16 protein-coding genes are annotated in these 18,734 nt (G+C 71.9%); 1 reads left to right on the top strand and 15 read right to left on the bottom strand.

Annotation, left to right across the window (positions count from 1 at the left end; all coding sequences use genetic code 11):
* Positions 1–10: 10 nt before the first annotated feature.
* The 5 genes from CWN80_RS13640 to ilvD all read right to left on the bottom strand — a co-directional run bounded on the left by CWN80_RS13640 (position 11) and on the right by ilvD (position 4,247).
* Positions 11–268, bottom strand: a complete 258-nt coding sequence (locus CWN80_RS13640; RefSeq protein ID WP_007927930.1) for a Txe/YoeB family addiction module toxin — start codon at positions 266–268, stop codon at positions 11–13.
* A complete protein-coding gene (locus tag CWN80_RS13635; RefSeq protein ID WP_007927933.1) occupies positions 265–510 on the bottom strand; it encodes a type II toxin-antitoxin system Phd/YefM family antitoxin in 246 nt (81 codons plus the stop codon). Before CWN80_RS13635 ends, CWN80_RS13640 begins: the two co-directional genes overlap by 4 nt.
* A 78-nt stretch (positions 511–588) precedes the next feature.
* Entirely contained in the window at positions 589–1,635 is a 1,047-nt protein-coding gene (locus CWN80_RS13630; protein WP_007927934.1) for a 3-isopropylmalate dehydrogenase, read from the bottom strand.
* A 147-nt stretch (positions 1,636–1,782) separates the two neighbouring features.
* Positions 1,783–2,184 carry a hypothetical protein gene (locus CWN80_RS13625; RefSeq protein WP_007928148.1) on the bottom strand — a complete coding sequence of 134 codons (402 nt, stop codon included), beginning with the start codon at positions 2,182–2,184 and terminating at the stop codon, positions 1,783–1,785.
* Between the two features lie 218 nt (positions 2,185–2,402).
* Complete coding sequence (ilvD, locus tag CWN80_RS13620) at positions 2,403–4,247, bottom strand: dihydroxy-acid dehydratase (RefSeq protein WP_128277429.1); 1,845 nt, start codon at positions 4,245–4,247, stop codon at positions 2,403–2,405.
* A gap of 402 nt (positions 4,248–4,649) precedes the next feature.
* Between ilvD and CWN80_RS13615 the strand changes: the two genes are divergently transcribed.
* Positions 4,650–8,174 carry an ATP-binding cassette domain-containing protein gene (locus CWN80_RS13615; RefSeq protein ID WP_128277428.1) on the top strand — a complete coding sequence of 1,175 codons (3,525 nt, stop codon included), beginning with the start codon at positions 4,650–4,652 and terminating at the stop codon, positions 8,172–8,174.
* Positions 8,175–8,277: 103 nt separating this feature from the next.
* Here the strand turns inward: CWN80_RS13615 and ilvC are convergent, their stop codons facing one another.
* From ilvC to CWN80_RS13565, 10 genes are all read right to left on the bottom strand, one after another.
* Positions 8,278–9,306 (bottom strand): ketol-acid reductoisomerase, encoded by a 1,029-nt coding sequence (gene ilvC / locus CWN80_RS13610; RefSeq protein ID WP_007928635.1) that lies wholly within the window; start codon positions 9,304–9,306, stop codon positions 8,278–8,280.
* An 84-nt stretch (positions 9,307–9,390) separates the two neighbouring features.
* Positions 9,391–9,900 carry an acetolactate synthase small subunit gene (gene ilvN / locus CWN80_RS13605; protein WP_007928636.1) on the bottom strand — a complete coding sequence of 170 codons (510 nt, stop codon included), beginning with the start codon at positions 9,898–9,900 and terminating at the stop codon, positions 9,391–9,393.
* A gap of 10 nt (positions 9,901–9,910) precedes the next feature.
* Entirely contained in the window at positions 9,911–11,749 is a 1,839-nt protein-coding gene (locus tag CWN80_RS13600; RefSeq protein WP_051988039.1) for an acetolactate synthase large subunit, read from the bottom strand.
* A 504-nt stretch (positions 11,750–12,253) separates the two neighbouring features.
* A complete protein-coding gene (locus CWN80_RS13595; protein ID WP_007928638.1) occupies positions 12,254–12,775 on the bottom strand; it encodes a SixA phosphatase family protein in 522 nt (173 codons plus the stop codon).
* A 65-nt stretch (positions 12,776–12,840) separates the two neighbouring features.
* Positions 12,841–13,758, bottom strand: a complete 918-nt coding sequence (locus CWN80_RS13590) for a 2-hydroxyacid dehydrogenase (protein WP_337590150.1) — start codon at positions 13,756–13,758, stop codon at positions 12,841–12,843.
* A gap of 149 nt (positions 13,759–13,907) precedes the next feature.
* Entirely contained in the window at positions 13,908–15,476 is a 1,569-nt protein-coding gene (gene gatB, locus CWN80_RS13585) for an Asp-tRNA(Asn)/Glu-tRNA(Gln) amidotransferase subunit GatB (RefSeq protein WP_007928640.1), read from the bottom strand.
* Between the two features lie 3 nt (positions 15,477–15,479).
* Complete coding sequence (gatA, locus tag CWN80_RS13580; protein WP_007928641.1) at positions 15,480–16,994, bottom strand: Asp-tRNA(Asn)/Glu-tRNA(Gln) amidotransferase subunit GatA; 1,515 nt, start codon at positions 16,992–16,994, stop codon at positions 15,480–15,482.
* Positions 16,995–17,008: 14 nt separating this feature from the next.
* On the bottom strand, positions 17,009–17,305 hold the full coding sequence (gene gatC / locus CWN80_RS13575; protein ID WP_007928642.1) for an Asp-tRNA(Asn)/Glu-tRNA(Gln) amidotransferase subunit GatC: 297 nt from the start codon (positions 17,303–17,305) through the stop codon (positions 17,009–17,011).
* An 81-nt stretch (positions 17,306–17,386) separates the two neighbouring features.
* The gene (locus CWN80_RS13570) at positions 17,387–18,199 is read right to left on the bottom strand and encodes a carbon-nitrogen hydrolase family protein (RefSeq protein WP_007928643.1); all 813 of its coding nucleotides are present in this window, start codon (positions 18,197–18,199) and stop codon (positions 17,387–17,389) included.
* A complete protein-coding gene (locus tag CWN80_RS13565; RefSeq protein ID WP_007928644.1) occupies positions 18,196–18,729 on the bottom strand; it encodes an SRPBCC family protein in 534 nt (177 codons plus the stop codon). Before CWN80_RS13565 ends, CWN80_RS13570 begins: the two co-directional genes overlap by 4 nt.
* Positions 18,730–18,734 lie beyond the last annotated feature (5 nt).

The raw sequence follows: 18,734 nt of genomic DNA, 5'->3' as shown, positions 1-18,734 counted from the left end.
GGGGGTCGGGTCAGCTGTAGTGGAAGCGGGCTTGGAGGACGACGAGGTCGTCACCGTCGACGAGGTAGACCAGACGGTGCTCCTCGGTGATCCTCCGCGACCACGCACCAGCGAGCATGTGACGCAACGGCTCTGGCTTGCCGATGCCGTCCACCGGGTCCCGCAGGGCGTCGTCGATCAGTCGGTTGATCCGCTTGAGCGTCTGGCGGTCGGCACCGAGCCAGTACGTGTAGTCGGCCCAGCCATTGGGGGTGAAGACCAGCCTCATCGCTCGAGGTCGTGCTCGTCCCGCCGCCCTTCGCGGGCCTGAGCCAGGCTCTCGAGGAGGTGACGAGCGTTGGCAGGCACCCGCAGGAGGTGGGCCGTCTCTGCCAGGGCGTCGTAGTCGGCACGGGACATGAGCACCGCGTCACCACGGCGCGACGTGATCTCCACCGTCGTGCGATCTTCGTTGACCTGCTCGATGAGGGGGAAGAGGTTCTTGCGGGCTTCGCTCGCGGTGACGGCCATGATTCCTCCAGACACTGGTACGACTTCTTGTACCAGTGTGCGCCTCGGTAGGCGGTCACCGCAAGCGTAGTCCGGGCGTCACAGCCGCCCGGCGATGGCGTCCCCGATCTGGCTCGTGGACCGCTCGTCCGCACGCTCGGCGAGGTCCGCGGCGACGGCGGCCTCGACCCGCTGGGCGTCGTCGGCGAGGCCGAGGTGGTCGAGCAGCATCGCCGCGGAGAGGATCGCGGCGGTCGGGTCGGCCTTGCCCTGACCCGCGATGTCTGGGGCGGAGCCGTGGACCGGCTCGAACATGCTCGGGGCGTCGCGGGTGGGGTTGATGTTGCCGCTCGCGGCCAGCCCAATGCCGCCGGCGACGGCCGCGGCGATGTCGGTGATGATGTCGCCGAAAAGGTTGTCGGTGACGATGACGTCGAAGCGTGCCGGGTCGGTCGCGAGGAAGATCGTCGCGGCGTCGACGTGCTGGTAGGCGGTCTCGACGTCGGGGAACTCCGCGCCGACCTCCTCGACGGTGCGGCGCCACAGGTGACCGGCGTGGGTGAGCACGTTGTGCTTGTGGACGAGCGTCAGGTGCTTGCGCGGGCGCGCCTGGGCGCGGGCGAAGGCGTCACGCACGACCCGCTCGATGCCGAATCGGGTGTTGACGCTGACCTCGGTCGCGACCTCGTGCGGGGTGCCGACGCGCAGCGCGCCGCCGTTGCCGGCGTAGGGCCCCTCGGTGCCCTCGCGGACGACGACGAAGTCGAGCCCCTTGCTCGTCACGTGCTCGGAGAGCGGGCTGGTGACGCCGGGGAAGAGCTTGGCCGGGCGCAGGTTGACGTAGTGGTCGAGCGCAAAGCGAAGGGGAAGCAGCACGCCCCGCTCGAGGACGCCGGAGGGGACGCTCGGGTCACCGATGGCACCGAGGAGGATGCCGTCGTGGCCGCGCAACTCCTCGACGACGGAGTCGGGCAGGGTCTCGCCGGTGCGGTGCCAGCGGGCCGCGCCGAGGTCGTACTCGGTGGTGCGGAGGTCGACGCCGGAGGCGCCGAGGACCTTCAGGCCCTCCGCGACGACCTCGGGGCCGATGCCGTCGCCGCCGATGACGGCGATGTCGAAGCTGGTCTGCGCTGCGTCCGTGCTCATGTGCTCAGGCTAGGCGCGCGTCCCGACATGTGAACCCCGCGTCCCGACATGTGGGCGCAGGGCCCCTCGCTCCCTGAGTGGGTCCCACGCTCCGCGTGGGCGGTCGCCCCGCGACCGTCTCGGAGGGCGCCTCCGCGCGCAGCAGCCCTACTCGAAGGGGGACGTCCCCGCCCCGAGCTCGGTGACGATGGCGACCCACGGCGTCCCTCCGCATTCGGTGGGGAGGGCATCGGGCTCGAAGCCGCCCATCTCAGAGTCCTCGTCGCCACCACCCATCACGAGGTCACCCTGGGTGAACTCGTCACCGGACTCGCTGACGATCGACCACGACTGCCGGTCGCCCTCGACCGACGTGCCGTCGGGGAAAGCCACCGGACGCCGCGACTCCTCATCGACGATGCACCCGGTCTTGTCGTCCAGCGCGAGGGTGGCACGCGCCTGCATGTCATTGCCGCCGTCCGTGGGTTCGGGCAGGACGAGGATGCGCACCTCCTCGTCACCCTCGAGCCGCACGTCGTCGGAGGACGAGCACCCGCCGACCGTCGCCACCACCACCACTGCACATGTCACCAGCCGTCGCATGACACCTCCCCCGCACGGATCACCAGCACTCTCCAGCATGCGGGGGGGGCATGGTCGCGTCAATGGCCGGCGCCGGTCTCTCCCTTCGTCCCCAGCACCCTTCGAGACGTCGGCCGCAGGCGGCCTCCTCCTCAGGGACCGGGGGGGGAGCGACCCCCGGCCTCCTCAGGGAGCGAAGGGCAGGGTCAGTCGACCTTGCGCGCAGCACCCTTGTCGGCGGACTGGGCGAACTTCGCGAAGATCTTCAGCGCGGGCGTGACGTGGCGCTCGCGGGGGGCGGCGGGGGCCCACCCCTTCGCGTCCTGCTCGGCGCGGCGACGGGCGAGCTCCTCGTCGTCGACGAGCAGGTTGACCCGCCGGCCGGGGATGTCGAACTCGATGACATCGCCGTCCTTGACCAGGCCGATCGCGCCGCCGGAGGCGGCCTCCGGGGAGACGTGCCCGATCGACAGGCCGGACGAGCCGCCGGAGAAGCGGCCGTCGGTGATCAGGGCGCACTTGGGGCCCAGGCCGGTGCCCTTGAGGTAGGAGGTCGGGTAGAGCATCTCCTGCATGCCGGGCCCGCCCTTGGGGCCCTCGTAGCGGATGACGACGACCTCGCCCTCCTGCACCTGCTTGGACAGGATCATCTCGACGGCCGCGTCCTGCGACTCGGCGACGCGGGCCGGGCCGGAGAAGTTCCACTGGTGCTCGGGCACGCCAGCGGTCTTGACGATGCAGCCGTCCGGGGCGAGGTTGCCGTGGAGGACGGCCAGTCCCCCTTCGCTCGTGTAGGCGTGCTCGACGGAGCGGATGCACCCGTCCTGCGCGTCCGTGTCCAGACTCGACCACCGGTTGGTGGAGGAGAAGGCCTGCGTCGTGCGCACGCCACCGGGCGCGGCGTGGAAGAGCTCGATCGCCTTGCTCGTCGCGGCGCCGCTGCGGATGTCCCAGTCGGAGAGCCACGTCTCGAGGTCGGGGCTGTGCACGGACCGGACGCTGGCGTCGAGCATGCCGCCGCGGTGCAGCTCGCCGAGGATCGCGGGGATGCCGCCGGCGCGGTGGACGTCCTCCATGTAGTAGTCACCGCTGTTGGGCGCGACCTTGACCAGGCACGGCGTGACGCGCGAGAGGGCGTCGATGTCGGTCTGGTCGAAGTCGACGCCGGCCTCCTGGGCCGCGGCGAGCAGGTGGAGGATCGTGTTGGTCGAGCCGCCCATGGCGATGTCGAGGCGCATTGCGTTGGCGAAGGCGGGCTTGGTCGCGATCGAGCGCGGCAGCACCGAGTCGTCGTCGCCGTCGTAGTAGTCGCGGCACAGGTCGACGACGAGCTTGCCGGCGTCGAGGAAGAGGTCGCGCCGGGCCGAGGCGGTCGCAAGTGTCGAGCCGTTGCCCGGCAGGGAGAGGCCGAGGGCCTCGGTGAGGCAGTTCATCGAGTTGGCGGTGAACATGCCCGAGCAGGACCCGCACGTCGGGCAGGCGGACTGCTCGATGGCGGTGATCTCGTCGTCGCTGACGTTGTCGTCGACGGCCTTGACCATCGCGTCGACGAGGTCCAGACGGGTGTAGGTCTCGCCGTCGTCACCGATGATCGCCTTGCCGGCCTCCATCGGACCGCCGGAGACGAAGACCGTCGGGATGTTCAGGCGCAGCGCGGCCAGGAGCATGCCGGGCGTGATCTTGTCGCAGTTGGAGATGCACACGAGGGCGTCGGCGCAGTGCGCGTTGACCATGTACTCGATGGAGTCGGCGATGACCTCGCGGCTGGGCAGCGAGTAGAGCATGCCGTCGTGGCCCATCGCGATGCCGTCGTCGACGGCGATGGTGTTGAACTCCTTGCCCACTCCCCCGGCCTCCTCGACGGCACCGGCGACAAGCTGGCCCATGTCCTTGAGGTGGACGTGCCCGGGGACGAACTGCGTGAAGGAGTTGGCGATCGCGACGATCGGCTTGCCAAAGTCCCCTTCGCCCATGCCGGTGGCGCGCCAGAGTGCGCGGGCACCGGCCATGTTGCGTCCGTGGGTCGTCGTGCGAGATCGAAGCTGCGGCATGCCTCCACGGTATGCCGCCGGTCCGCAGGGTGATACCGCGTCTCACATGCAGACCGCCCCCGCACCGTCGGCGGTGCGGGGGCGGTCGGGATGCTGTGGGCTGCGCTCACTCACCGCTGTCGCGGCGGTCCAGGCTCTCCTGGAGGGCGCGGCGTGCCTCGATGGCCTCGTCGCTCATGACGGCTCCTCGTGATCGTGCGGTGGTGGGGCGGGCACGGCGTGGGTGGGGGTGCCGGTGGTGCGAAGGGGGGGGCGGGGCCGGGTGTGGCCGCCGATCGTGCGACGGTACGCCGCTCCCCTCCCGCCACGGAATGCCCCGTCCGCTCCGTGGACGGCCGTCCGCCTGTCGGGCCGAAAAGTCGGAGGCGCGGTGCCGGTGGCTGGACATAACCTTGAGCGGCCATGACGCAGACCCTCGAGCGGACCACCGCGCCGCCCCCACCCACCGAGCCGATGCCCCCGGAGCGCACCGTCGACTGGCGACGGATGCGCTCGCCGGCGGCCGCGGCCGCGCTCGTCTGCTCCGCGACCGCGGCGGTCCTGCTCACGACCGGCACCGTCGTCATCGGCCGCCTGGCGGAGGGACCGAGCACCGGCCTCGTCCAGCTGCTCGCCCTGCTCGTCGTCGGCGGCGCCGTCATCGACAATCTCGGCAAGGTCGTGTGGGTCGGCCTCTCCGACCGCGCCGAGGGCGTGCTGCGCGACGACCTGCTCGACGCCGCGCTCGCCCAGCCGGTCGCGACCCTCTCAGAGCAGGCGGCCGGCGAGATCCTCGACCGCGTCGACGACGACACCCACGAGGTCGGCAACCTCATGCGGTGGCAGGTGTGGATGTTTGCGCGCACCGCCTTTTCGGTCGTCCCCATGTGGGTCGTCGCCGGCATCACGTGGTGGCCGGCCTGGCTGCTCTTCCCCGTCATCGGTCTGCTCACCGCCGTGGCCGTGCGTCCCCTGCTCGGGGAGATCACCCGCCGCAAGGTCATCGAGGAGGCCGCCTGGACCGACCATGCCAGCGCCCTCGAGGAGGGCATCGCCGGGCGCGACGACCTGCGCACCAGCCTGGGTCAGGCACACATGCTGCAGCGCCTGGCGACGCTCACCGCACGGGTCCACGCCCGCTTCGCCGACGTCGTCACGCTCGAGAGCCGGCTGGCCCGCCGGGCGGGTCTGCTGCTCCACGGTCTGCTCGCCGGCATCGGCCTGGCCGGCATCGCGCTGGCGACCGGCGGTGGCCTGTCGGTGGGCCAGCTCGTCACGCTCTTCATCGTCACGTCGACCTTCGTCGGTCTCGTCACCCAGCTCTCCCACCAGTTGCCGGACCTGCAGGCCGGCCTGGGCGCGGTGATCCGGCTGCGGCAGATGCTCGCCGTCGAGCCCGAGCCGAAGGGAGGCGCCCCCGTCCCCGCGGGCGCCGAGCTGGCGGTCGAGGTGCGCGGCCTCGACTTCAGCTACACCGAGGGCAGCTTCGCCCTGCGGGACGTGACCTTTGCCGTGCCCGCGGGCGAGACCGTCGCGCTCGTCGGCCGCACCGGCTCGGGCAAGTCGACCCTGGCCTCCTTCGTCTCGCGGGCCATCGAGCCGCCGCGGGGCACGGTCTTCGTCGGGGGCGTCGACGTGCGCGATCTCGACGTGCAGCTGCTGCGCACCGACGTCGGTGTCGTCACCCAGCGCACCGAGATCATCGCCGGCACCCTCGCCGACAACATCGCCCTCTTCGACGACACCCCGCGCAGCGACATCGAGGCGGCCGTCGTCGAGCTCGGACTCGTCGACTGGGTCGCCGGGCTGCCCGACGGCCTCGAGACCCTCCTCGGTCCCGGCGGCACGACCCTCTCCGCGGGCGAGGAGCAGCTCGTCGCCTTCGCGCGGCTGCTCGTGCGCGACGTGCGGGTCGTCGTCCTCGACGAGGCGACCGCCCGCATGGACCCGCTCACCGAGCGCCGGGTCGTCTCCGCCGCCGACCGCCTCCTCGTGGGCCGCACCGGCATCCTCATCGCGCACCGCCTCGGGACGATCGAGCGGGCCCCGCACGTCGTCGTCCTCGACCACGGAACGGTGATCCAGCAGGGGCGTCGCACCGAGCTCGCCGAGCAGCCGGGTCCCTTCCGCAGCCTGCTCCTCGACAGCCGCGCCGAGTCCGCGGCCGACCAGCCCTCCCCCGAGGGCGCCGTCGACCACGCCGACCTCGACCCCGTCGGTGGGCGCCGCCGCACGACGACGCCGCCCGAGCGGCCCGCCATCGGCGACGGACCCTCCCTCGCCCGGGGCATCACCCACGCCCTGCTCGTCAAGCCGTCGTGGGGCGTCGCCGGCGCCGTGTGCTTCCTCGCGATGTCGCTGCTCGGCGCTCAGGGTGCGATGACCGGTCTCGTGTGGGGCCAGGTCATCGAGGGCCTGCAGGCCGGGCAGACCCCGACCCTGCTCGCCGCGGCGCTCGTCGCGTGCCTGCTCGTCGTCCCCTTCCTCACGTCGCAGGCCTTCTACCGGTACCCGCGCTGGTGGATCGAGGTCATGCTGCGCACCCGCATGGCGGTCCTCGCCGGGCAGACCCGGGCCGAGCGGCTGCCGCGCACTCCCCCCGGCGAGGTCGTCGCCCGCTCGATGGACGCCGACCGGTACGCCCGGTACGCCGACCGGTGGGTCGACTTCATCAACGGCCTGGTCATCGCCGCCCTCACGGCTCTGCTCGCCGGCACGTGGGTCGCCGGAGCCGTGCTGCTGACCGTCATGGTGGGGTCCGCCCTCGCCGCGACCCTCGGCCGCCCGATCGCCGGCCGGTCCGCAGCTGCTGCCTCGCTGGCGCGGGCCCGCTTCGGTCGGGCCGTCGTCTCCTCGCTCGAGTCGGTGCGCACCATCAAGCTGGCGGCGGCCACTCCCTTCGTCCGACGGCACCTGCGTCAGGTGGACGCCGGCCGGGTCCAGGCGGCGGTCAAGGAGCACCGGGTGCAGGCCGTGCTCGACGCCGTGCCGCTGGTCATGGTCCAGTGCGGCGTCGTCGTCACGTGGTGGATCCACGTGGCCGGTGGCTGGGGCCTGGGCACCGCGATCCTCGTCTCGGGTGCGGTCGCGGGCTTCGACTGGTTTGGCCGCGTGGCGAGCATGGTCGTCACCGAGGCGCCCGGCACCCGCGCCTGGCAGGTCGAGACGGCGCGCTTCGCCGGTGGCGTCGACCTCATGGACCTGCCCGCGGGGGTCGACCTCGTCGAGGGCACCGCGCCCGCGCCGGTCGAGGGCGAGCGCGAGCGCCTGCGGCGCCTCGAGCTGCGCGACGTCTCGGTCGTCCACGACGACGGGACCGTCGGCGCCAGCGAGATCGACCTCGTCGTCGACGCGGGCGACCTCGTGCTGCTCGTCGGCCAGGTCGGCTCGGGCAAGTCGAGCCTGCTCGCCTCACTCGCCGGTCTCGTCGACCACCGCGGCGAGATCCGGTGGAACGGCACGCCCGTCACCGACCCGCAGTCCACCCTGCGGCCGGGCCGCATCGCCCACGTCGCGCAGGTGCCGAGGGTGCTGTCGGGCAGCTTCACCGACAACGTGCGCCTGGGCCACGACCGCCCCCTCGACGAGCCGGTCGCCCTCGCCCGGCTCACCCAGGACGTCGACGACGCCGGCGGGCCCGACGCCCTCGTCGGCCATCGCGGGGTGCGTCTGTCAGGTGGGCAGGTGCAGCGGCTCGCGCTGGCCCGGGCCCTGGCGACCGAGGCCGAGCTGCTGCTCGCCGACGACGTCTCCTCCGCCCTCGACGCGACGACCGAGATCGACCTGTGGCGGGGTCTGCGCGAGCGCGGCGCGACCGTCATCGGTGCGACCTCGAAGCGGGCGGCACTGGAGCAGGCCGACCACGTCGTCGTCCTCGACGGCGGTCGGGCCGTGGCCACGGGCACGTGGGCACAGCTCGCACCCACGTGGGGTCACCTCGCCGGCTGAACCCGAGCATGACGAAGGGGGCGCCCCGGCCGGTGAGCCGGTGGGCGCCCCCCTTCGGAGCCCGCTGCGGGGGTGACCGCCGCGGGGGTCTGGTGGGTCGGGGTCAGCGGGCGGCAGAGCCCTCGGTGTAGTCGTCGTCCCCGGACTGCCACGCGAAGTGGGCGCGCAGCGCCTTGCCCGTCGCCTCGATCGGGTGACCGGCCTCCTTGTCCCGCAGCTGCTGGAACTCGACAGCGCCGTTGTCCTGGTCCTCGATGAAGCGCTTGGCGAAGGAGCCGTCCTGGATGTCGGAGAGGATGCCCTTCATCGACTCCTTGACCTTCGCGTCGACGACGCGGGGGCCGGAGACGTAGTCGCCGTACTCGGCGGTGTCGGAGATCGACCAGCGCTGCTTGGCGATGCCGCCCTCCCACATGAGGTCGACGATGAGCTTGAGCTCGTGGAGCACCTCGAAGTACGCGATCTCCGGCTGGTAGCCCGCCTCGGTCAGCGTCTCGAAGCCCGCCTGGACGAGGTGCGACATGCCACCACACAGGACGGCCTGCTCACCGAAGAGGTCGGTCTCGGTCTCCTCGGTGAAGGTCGTCTTGATGACGCCCGCCCGCGTGCCACCGATGCCCTTGGCGTAGGCGGCCGCGATGTCCCAGGCCTGGCCCGAGGCGTCCTGCTCGACGGCGATGATGTCCGGGATGCCGCGGCCGTCGACGAACTCACGACGCACGGTGTGACCGGGGGCCTTCGGCGCGACGAGGATGACGTCGACGCCGGCCGGCGCCTGGATGTAGCCGTAGCGCACGTTGAAGCCGTGGCCGAAGACGAGCACGTCGCCGTCCTTGAGCTCCGGCGCGATGTCGTCGGCGTAGAGGTGACGCTGCACCTGGTCGGGGGCGAGGATGACGATGACGTCGGCCTCGGCGGCGGCCTCACGCGGGGTGAGGACCTTCAGGCCCTCGGCCTCCGCCTTGGCGCGGCTCTTGCTGCCCTCCTTGAGACCGATGCGCACGTCGACACCGCTGTCGCGCAGGTTGAGCGCGTGGGCGTGACCCTGCGAGCCGTAGCCGATGACGGCAACCTTGCGGCCCTGGATGATGGACAGGTCGGCGTCGTCGTCGTAGATCAGTTCGGCGGCCATGGGGCACTTCTCCTTGTGTGGTGGGTGGTGCGGTCGGGTTGGTCGTCATCGTCTCCCGTCACGACGGACGAGGACGAAGGGGGGTCAGTGTCGGGAGCGGTCGGTGATGGAGCGGGGGCCGCGGCCGATGGCCACGACACCGGACTGGACGAGCTCCTTGATGCCGTAGGGCTCGAGGATCTCGAGCATCGCGGCGATCTTGTCGGTGTTGCCGTAGACCTGCAGGGTCATCGCGTCGCTCGTCGTGTCGACGATCTTCGCCTTGAACATCTGCGCGGTCTCGAGGATCCCGCTGCGGTTGCTCGCCTCGGCGCGCACCTTGACCAGGACGATCTGGCTGGTCACCGACGCGAGCGGGTCGAGCTCGACGACCTTGAGCACCTCGACGAGCTTGTTGAGCTGCTTGGTCACCTGCTCCAGCGGCAGCAGGTCGACGTCGACGACGACGGTCATCCGGGAGATCTCCGGGTGCTCGGTCGGCCCGACGGCGAGGGAGTCGATGTTGAAGCCGCGCCGGGAAAACAGGGCCGAGATCCGGGCGAGGACACCGGGCTTGTTCTCGACGAGGACGGAGAGGGTGTGCTTGGTGCTCATGCTCTTTCCTTCACTGCCCGTCGTGGTCGGCGTCGGTGGACTGCTCGATGGCCTCGGACTCCTCGCGGTCCCACTGCGGGGCCTCGTCGCGGGCGATCTGGATGGCGTCGTTGCTCACGCCGGCGGGCACCATCGGCCACACCATGGCGTCCCGCTCGACGACGAAGTCGATGACGACCGGGCGGTCGTTGATCGCCATCGCCTGCTCGATCGTCGCGTCGAGGTCCTCGGGCCGCTCGCAGCGCAGCCCGACGCAGCCGTAGGCATCGGCGAGCTTGACGAAGTCGGGGATGCGGCTGCCGACCGAGGTGTGCAGGTCGGTGTTGGAGTATCGCTCGTTGTAGAAGAGCGACTGCCACTGGCGCACCATGCCCAGGCTCGAGTTGTTGATGACCGCGACCTTGATCGGGATGTCGTTGATGACGCAGGTCGCGAGCTCCTGGTTGGTCATCTGGAAGCACCCGTCGCCGTCGATGGCCCAGACGACCCGGTCGGGCTCACCGACCTTGGCGCCCATGGCTGCGGGCACGGAGTAGCCCATCGTCCCGGCGCCGCCGGAGTTGAGCCAGGAGTTGGGGCGCTCGTAGCCGATGAACTGCGCGGCCCACATCTGGTGCTGGCCGACGCCCGCGGCGTAGACCGCCTCCGGCCCAGCGATCTGGCCGATCCGCTCGATGACCTGCTGCGGCATGAGGGCGCCCTCGCCGTGCGAGGTGTAGCCGACCGGGTACTCCTGCGACCACCGGGTCGTCGCTGCCGCCCAGTCGCGGTAGCGGTCCGGGATGACCGCAGCGGCCTCCCCTTCGCCGGCCTCGATCGCGGCGATGAGCTCGCCGAGGATCGCCTTGGCGTCACCGACGATCGGCACGTCGGCGACGCGGTTCTTGGAGATCTCGGCCGGGTCGATGTCGGCGTGGATGACCTTGGCCCCCGGCGCGAAGGACGACAGCTGGCCCGTGACCCGGTCGTCGAAGCGCGCCCCGATGGTGATGAGCAGGTCGCTGCGCTGCAGGCCGGTGACCGCCGCGACGGACCCGTGCATGCCTGGCATACCCAGGTGCAGCGGGTGCCCGTCGGGGAAGGCGCCGCGGGCCATGAGCGTCGTGACGACCGGGATGCCCGTGAGCTCGGCGAGGCGACGCAGCTCCGCGTGGGCTCCGGCCCGGATGACCCCACCACCGACGTAGAGCACCGGCTGGCGGCTCTCGGCCATGAGGCGGACGGCCTCGCGGATCTGCTTGGCGTGCGGACGCGTCACCGGGTGGTAGCCCGGCAGGCTGACCTGCGGCGGCCACTCGAAGGTGGTGGTGGCCTGCAGGGCGTCCTTGGAGATGTCGACGAGCACGGGGCCGGGTCGGCCGGTGCTCGCGATGTGGAAGGCCTCCGCGATGACCCGCGGGATCTCCGCGGCGTCGGTCACGAGGTAGTTGTGCTTGGTGATCGGCATCGTGATGCCCCGGATGTCCGCCTCCTGGAAGGCGTCCGTGCCGATCGAGCTCGAGGCCACCTGGCCGGTGATCGCAACCATCGGCACGGAGTCCATGTGGGCGTCGGCGATCGCGGTGACGAGGTTGGTGGCGCCAGGGCCGGAGGTGGCCATGCAGACGCCGACCTTGCCGGTCGCCGAGGCATAGCCTTCGGCGGCATGGCCGGCGCCCTGCTCGTGGCGCACGAGGATGTGGCGGACCTTCGTCGAGTCCATCAGCGGGTCGTAGGCCGGCAGGATCGCGCCGCCGGGGATGCCGAAGACGACCTCGGCGCCGACGCACTCGAGGGACAGGACGAGGCTCTTGGCCCCGGTCACCTGCGCGGAGGTCGTCGCTCTGCCCGCCTCGCTCCGGCGCGCCATCGCGGCCGGGCTCGGGGCGCTGCTGGTCGTGTCAGTCACCGTCTGTCCTTCGGTTCGGCGTGCCATCTGTGCTCCTCTTCATCCTCTCCCGGCCATGAAAAAGCCCCTCAGTCCGGGTGCGGACATGAAGGGCGCGCGCTGCGTCGGCGACGAGTCGTCGCTCAGGCAGCGCGCCGGGGAAGTACGAGGAGGAGGGCCATGCCGCTACTCTCCCCCGCCTGCCCAGCGTGTGTCAACGAATGAGACGAGCGCGCCCACCATGTGGGACATGGTCGTTTCACCCGTCGACGGCCGGCCATGAGAGTCCGGTCCGCGCATCGGGCGTGTTCGTCATCGGCGGGTGGGCGTCCTCGATCGAGCTGGCGGGAGCGGTCGTCACGACAACTCGGGTGACGACAGGTGGACGAAGCGAGGACGCTGGCGCACTCGGTCTTTACGAGCACGTGGGGATGGAGGTCGTCGCCAGCTTCCGCCGCCTCGCCCTCCCCATGTGACGTCCGCGCCTCAGGGCACGCGGAACTCGTCGAGGACCGCGGCGCCGAAGGCCAGGTCCTCCCAGTGCCCCGAGAAGCGCAGCACCGCCGCCGCACCGGGCGGGAAGCCGTGGCTGAGCAGCTCGTGCGCCTCGTCGTCCCCCTCGCCGTCGGCGAGGAGGCTCGCCGCCGCCGGCAGGCCCGGCGCGTGGCCGACGACGAGCAGCACGCTCGCGTCGTCGGTCGACTCCCGCACGACGGCCAGGACCTCCTCGGCGTCGGCGTTGTAGAGCCGGTGCTCGATCTGCACCTCTGCCTCGGGGCAGCCGGCCTCGGCGACCTCGTGCATCGTCTCCCGGGTGCGCGCGGCCGGCGAGCACATCACCTCGTCACAGCCCAGGCCGTGCTCGCGCAGCCACCGCCCGACCTCCTGGGCTTGCGCCCGCCCGGTCTCGGTGAGGGGTCGCTCACGGTCGTCCTGACCGGCACGGCCCGGCTCGGGCTCGGCGTGCCGCAGCAGGATCAGGGTCCGGTCCTCCGCTGACATGGTCATGGACAGAGTGTGGCCCGGACCACACGAGCGCGCCACCCCTCGATCGACTGCGCAGAGGGGTGGCCTCAGCCCTCGTGCACGAGGTTGATCGGCGGCTCGCCTGCGGCGAGCGCGGTGAGCTGACGACGCAGCATCGACACCGCGCGGGGGCGGAAGGCCTGGGTCACGCCACCGACGTGCGGGCTGATGATGACGCCGGGAGCGCTCCACAGGGGGTGCCCGGTCGGCAGCGGCTCCGGGTCGGTGACGTCGAGCGCAAACCGCAGCCGGCCCGCGTGCCGCAGGGCGGCCTCGGTGTCGAGCGCGGGGCCGCGGCCGACGTTGACCACGAGCGTGCCGTCCGGCAGCGAGCTCAGCAGCTCCTCCCCGAGGATGTGGTGGGTGGCGTCGGAGCCGGGCAGCACGGAGATGATGACGTCGTGCTGCGGTGCGAGAGCGGCCAGCTCGTCGACCCCGTGCACCGCCTCGACGAGGTCGTCGCCGGCGCGCGCGCGTGAGGCCACCGCCGTGACCGACACCTCGAAGGGCATGAGCCGCTCGACGATCGCCCGGCCCACCGAGCCGTAGCCGAGGAGCAGCACCCGCTTGTCGGCGAGGCCCGGGCGCACGTGGCGGGAGGTCCACTCCCCCTGCGCCTGGGCGCGCGCGAAGTCGTCGAACCCACGCTGCGAGGCGAGGACGAGGGTCAGGGCCAGCTCTGCGGTGGCCGCGTCGTGGACCCCCTTCGCGTTGGCGAGGGAGACCCCCTCCGGCAGGACCGGGAGCATGTTGTCGAAGCCGGCCGACAGCAGCTGCACGAGGCGCACCGACGGCTGCTCCGCGACGACGGCCACGCCCGCGGGCTTGGTCATGTAGGGCGCGATGTAGACGTCGACCGACTCCTGCGGCGGAGCCTCCTGCGGGTCCCACACGACGGACTCCACGCCGTCGACCGGACCGACGTCGTCGCGCCAGCTGCTGTCAGGGAAGGAGACGGTGACCATGCGCGCCATCGTAGGTGGCGCAGGTCACGTGCACGCCGGCGTCCGACCCGTGGCCGCCGCGGTACCGACCGGAGCGGTGTCCGAGGGTGACCACGGCGAAGGGGGCGGTGCCGGGTCGACCGGCACCGCCCCCCTTCGTGCTGCCTGTGTCAGGCGCCGAGCTTGGCGAGGATGAGCTCGCGGGCCTTGCCGGCGTCGGCCTGGCCCTTCATCTCCTTCATCACCTGGCCGATGAGCGCGCCGGCGGCCTGGACCTTGCCACCGCGGATCTTGTCGGCGACGTCGGGGTTGGCCTCGATGACCTTGTCGACCGCGGCCTCGAGGGCACCGTCGTCCTGGACGAGCTCGAGCCCGCGGGCATCGGCGACCGCGGTCGGCGTGCCCTCGCCGTCGAGGACGCCCTCGAGCACCTGGCGGGCCATCTTGTCGTTGAGCCGGCCGGAGTCGACGAGCGACTCGAGTTCGGCGACGTGCTCGGGCGTCACGCCCGTCTGCTCGGCGTAGGTCGCCAGGGCGACGCCCTCGGTGTTGGCGCGGCGCGAGGCCTCGCCGAGCCACCACTTGCGGGCCGCCTGCGGCTTGGCGCCGGCGGCGACGGTCGCCTCGATGAGTTCGGTCGCGCCCGCGTTGAGCACGTCACGCATCTCGAGGTCGGAGTAGCCCCACTCCCCCTGCAGCCGCTTGCGGCGCTGGGCCGGCGGCTCGGGCAGGGTGGCCCGCAGCTGCTCGACGTACTCGCGGCTGGGCGCGACCGGCACGAGGTCGGGCTCGGGGAAATAGCGGTAGTCCTCGGCGTCGGACTTCTCGCGGCCGCTCGTCGTGACGCCGGTGTCCTCGTGCCAGTGGCGGGTCTCCTGCAGGATCGAGCCACCCGCGGTGAGGACCGCGGCGTGGCGGCAGACCTCGTAGCGCACGGCGCGCTCCACCGAGCGCAGGGAGTTGACGTTCTTGGTCTCGGTGCGGGTGCCGAGCGGGACGTCGAGCTGCGCCTGCGCAGCGGGGTCGTCGCCAGCCTTGGGACGAAGGGAGAGGTTGACGTCGCAGCGCATCGAGCCCTGCTCCATCTTCACGTCGGAGACGTCGAGGGCGCGCAGCAGGTCGCGCAGCGCGGCGACGTAGGCCTTGGCGACCTCGGGGGCCCGCTCGCCCGCGCCGACGATCGGGCGCGTGACGATCTCGATGAGCGGGATGCCCGCGCGGTTGAAGTCGACGAGCGAGTACTCGGCGCCCTGGATGCGGCCGGTGGCGCCACCGACGTGCAGGCTCTTGCCGGTGTCCTCCTCCATGTGGGCGCGCTCGATCTCGACTCTGAAGGTCTCGGTGCCCTCACCGGAGGCGGCGGGGATCTCGACGTCGAGGTAGCCGTCGAAGGCGATCGGCTCGTCGTACTGCGAGGTCTGGAAGTTCTTCGGCATGTCCGGGTAGAAGTAGTTCTTCCGGGCGAAGCGGCACCACTGCGCGATCTCGCAGTTGAGTGCCAGGCCGATCCGGATCGCCGACTCGACACCGACCGCGTTGACGACCGGCAGCGCGCCGGGCAGCCCGAGGCAGACCGGGCAGACCTGGGTGTTGGGGTCCGCGCCGAAGCCCGTGGCGCAGCCGCAGAACATCTTGGTGTTGGTGCCGAGCTCGACGTGCACCTCGAGGCCCATGACGGGGTCGAAGGTGGTCAGGGCCTCGTCGTACCCGAGGACTGCGTCGGTGGTGGTGCTCGCCATGTCTCAGGCTCCCTTCGTGACGGCCAGCTCGGGGGCCTGCTCGAGCAGGTGCCCACCCCAGGCGGCGACGAGGCGCTGCTCGAGGGCGGCGCCGACGGTGTAGAGGCGGTCGTCGGCCATGGCCGGCGCGAGGATCTGGAAGCCCGCGGGCAGGCCGTCCTCGGCGAGGCCGCTCGGCAGCGACATGCCGGGCACGCCGGCGAGGTTGGCCGGGATCGTCGCGATGTCGCCGCGGTACATGGCCATCGGGTCGTCGGTCTTGTCGCCGAAGCGGAAGGCCGTCGTCGGGGCGGTCGGCGACACGAGGACGTCAGCGGTCTCGAAGGCCCGCGCGAAGTCGTCGGCGATGAGGCGGCGCACCTTCTGCGCGCTGCCGTAGTAGGCGTCGTAGTAGCCCGAGGAGAGGGCGTACGTGCCGAGGATGATGCGGCGCTTGACCTCGTCGCCGAAGCCCGCGTCACGGCTGGCCGCCATGACCTGCTCCGCGCTCGGGGCGTCGACACCCTCCGGCCCGACGCGCAGGCCGTAGCGCATCGCGTCGAAGCGGGCGAGGTTGCTGCTCGCCTCGCTCGGCATGATCAGGTAGTACGCGCCGAGCGCGTGGACGAAGTTGGGGCACGAGACCTCGACGACCTCGGCACCCGCGTCGACGAGGTGCTGGACCGACTCGTCGAAGCGCGCCTGCACCAGCGGGGAAAATCCCTCGCCGGTGAGCTCGCGGACGATGCCGATCTTCATCCCGGCCACGTCGGCGCGCTCCGCGGCACCGACGACATCGGGCACCGGCTGGTCGATCGAGGTCGAGTCCAGCGGGTCGTGCCCGGCCATGACCTCGTGCAGGAGGGCGGTGTCGAGGACGGTGCGGGCGCAGGGGCCGGCCTGGTCGAGCGAGGAGGCCATGGCGATGAGGCCGTAGCGCGAGACGCCACCGTAGGTCGGCTTGACGCCGACCGAGCCGGTGACGGCCGCGGGCTGACGGATCGAGCCGCCGGTGTCGGTGCCAGTCGCCAGGGGCGCCTGCCACGAGGCGACGACCGCGCTCGAGCCACCGCCGGAGCCGCCGGGGATGCGCTCGAGGTCCCAGGGGTTGCGGGTCAGGCCGTAGGCCGAGTGCTCCGTGGAGGAGCCCATGGCGAACTCGTCCATGTTGGTCTTGCCGAGGATCGGCAGGCCGGCGGCCTTGAGCCGGCTGACGACCGTCGCGTCGTAGGGCGGGATCCAGCCCTCGAGGATTTTCGAGCCGGCCGTCGTCGGGATGCCGGTCGTCGTCATGACGTCCTTGACGGCGATCGGGACGCCGGCGAGGCGGTGGAGGGTCTCCCCCTTCGCCCGGCGCTCGTCGACCGCGCGGGCCTCGGCCAGGGCGGACTCGCCGGCGACGTGGAGGTAGGCGCCGACCTGCTCGTCGACACCCTCGATGCGGTCGAGGTGGGCACGGGTGACCTGCTCGGAGGAGAGGTCGCCGGAGGCCAGCGCGTCGGCGAGCGCGGCAGCGGTCATGCGGGTGGGGTCGCTCATGGGGTCCTTCTGGCTCAGTCTTCGGTGAGGATGCGCGGCACGGCGAAGCGCCCGACCTCGGAGGCCGGCGCCATCGCGAGGGCCTGCTCGGGGGTGAGCGAGGGACGCACGACATCGGGCCGGGTGACGTTGACGATCGGCATCGGGTGGCTCATCGGCTCGACCCCGTCGATCGGCGCCTGCTGCACCGCCTCGACGGAGGAGATGATCGTGCCCAGCTCCCCGACCATGCGGTCGAGCTCGGCGTCGGAGAGGTCGATGCGGGCCAACGAGGCGAGGTGCGCCACGTCGTCGCGGGAGAGGTCAGCCATGCGGGACAGTCTAGGTTCCGCCGACGGGCGCGGTGTGCCCGGCGTTCGGGTGGCGCCCGCCGGCCCGCGTGGGGTGCGCCTCTAGAGGATCGGGATGGTCCGGCGGGTACGGGTCACCGTCTCGTGGTCGACCTCGACGACGAGGAGGTCCTCCCCGCCACCGAGCCGCGCCCGCACCTCGCCGGTCGGGTCGGCGAGCGCGGAGCGACCGATGCCATAGGGACCGCGCACCGACTCCGGGGTCCAGGCCTGCCCGACGGCGAGCAACCAGGCCTGGGCGTCGTGCGCGCGAGCCCGGGTGAGCAGGTCCCACTGGCTCGCCTTGCCGGGCCCGTCCCCCCACGAGGCGGGCAGCACGACGAGCTCGGCACCACGCCGACCCAGCTCGGTGAAGTGGTCGGCGAAGCGCACGTCGTAGCAGGTGGCCAGGCCGACGGACCAGCCGTCGACCTCGACGGTGCGCACCTCGTCGCCGGGCGCCACCGTGTCGGACTCACGGCTGCCGAAGGCGTCGTAGAGGTGGATCTTGCGATAGGTCGTCTCCTCGACGCCACCGCCGGTGACGAGCAGCGTGTTGTGCACCCGCGAGCGCTCCCTGCCCTCGGCGGTCGTGATCTCGTCGGCGGGGGTGAACATGCCGACGACGAGGGTCACGCCGTGCCGCGCAGCCACCTCGCGCACCCCGTCGGCAAAGCGCCCGTCGAGGGGCTCGGCGGCGGTGTCGAGCCGACCGGCGAAGGAGGCCATCGCCGCCTCGGGGTGGACGACGAGCCGGGCACCGGCGTCCGCGGCCCGGGCGGTCCACTCCCCGAGCGTGACGAGGTTGGCGGCCGGGTCACCGGTGGCGGACCACTGGCATCCGGCCAGACGCATGACGGACGAAGGGGAGGTCACGCTGCTCCCCCCTTCGAACTGGAGTCGGCCTCGGCACGCCGGGCCATATCCGCCCGGGCCGCGGCGAGCACCACCTCGTCACGGCACCCCGCGGCGAAGCCTTCGATGCGGCGGGAGATCTCACGACCGAGCAGGCGCTGACCGATGGGGTGGGCGATGCGCTGCAGGGCGGCAGGGCGCACGTCGTAGGTGTACTTCCACACGGCGAGGGTCCCGTCGCCGTCGGGCTGGAAGCGCCACCCGGCGCCGAAGCGGGCAAAGAACCACGGGCCACGCACCATCGTCATCCCGACCGACGTCGGCGGACGCCAGGAGACGTACTCGCTGACCATGCTCGGCGAGATCGGCCCCGCGAAGGAGGACCGCGTGAAGGTGCGCACCCCCACGCCGGGCTCGCTCGCCCCGTCCACGAAGTGCTGCTCGCGGATGAAGGGGTCCCACCGGTGGCGGACCTCCCCCGTCGTCTGGGCGACCGCGAAGGCGAGCTCCGGGGGGATCGGCACGTGCACGTCGGCGCTGACCTGGGGCATGGGTC

Source organism: Janibacter hoylei PVAS-1, from assembly GCF_004025845.1.
Classification (GTDB): domain Bacteria; phylum Actinomycetota; class Actinomycetes; order Actinomycetales; family Dermatophilaceae; genus Janibacter; species Janibacter hoylei.
Note: the sequence above shows the minus strand (reverse complement) of the source record. Positions and strands in the feature narration are given on the sequence as shown.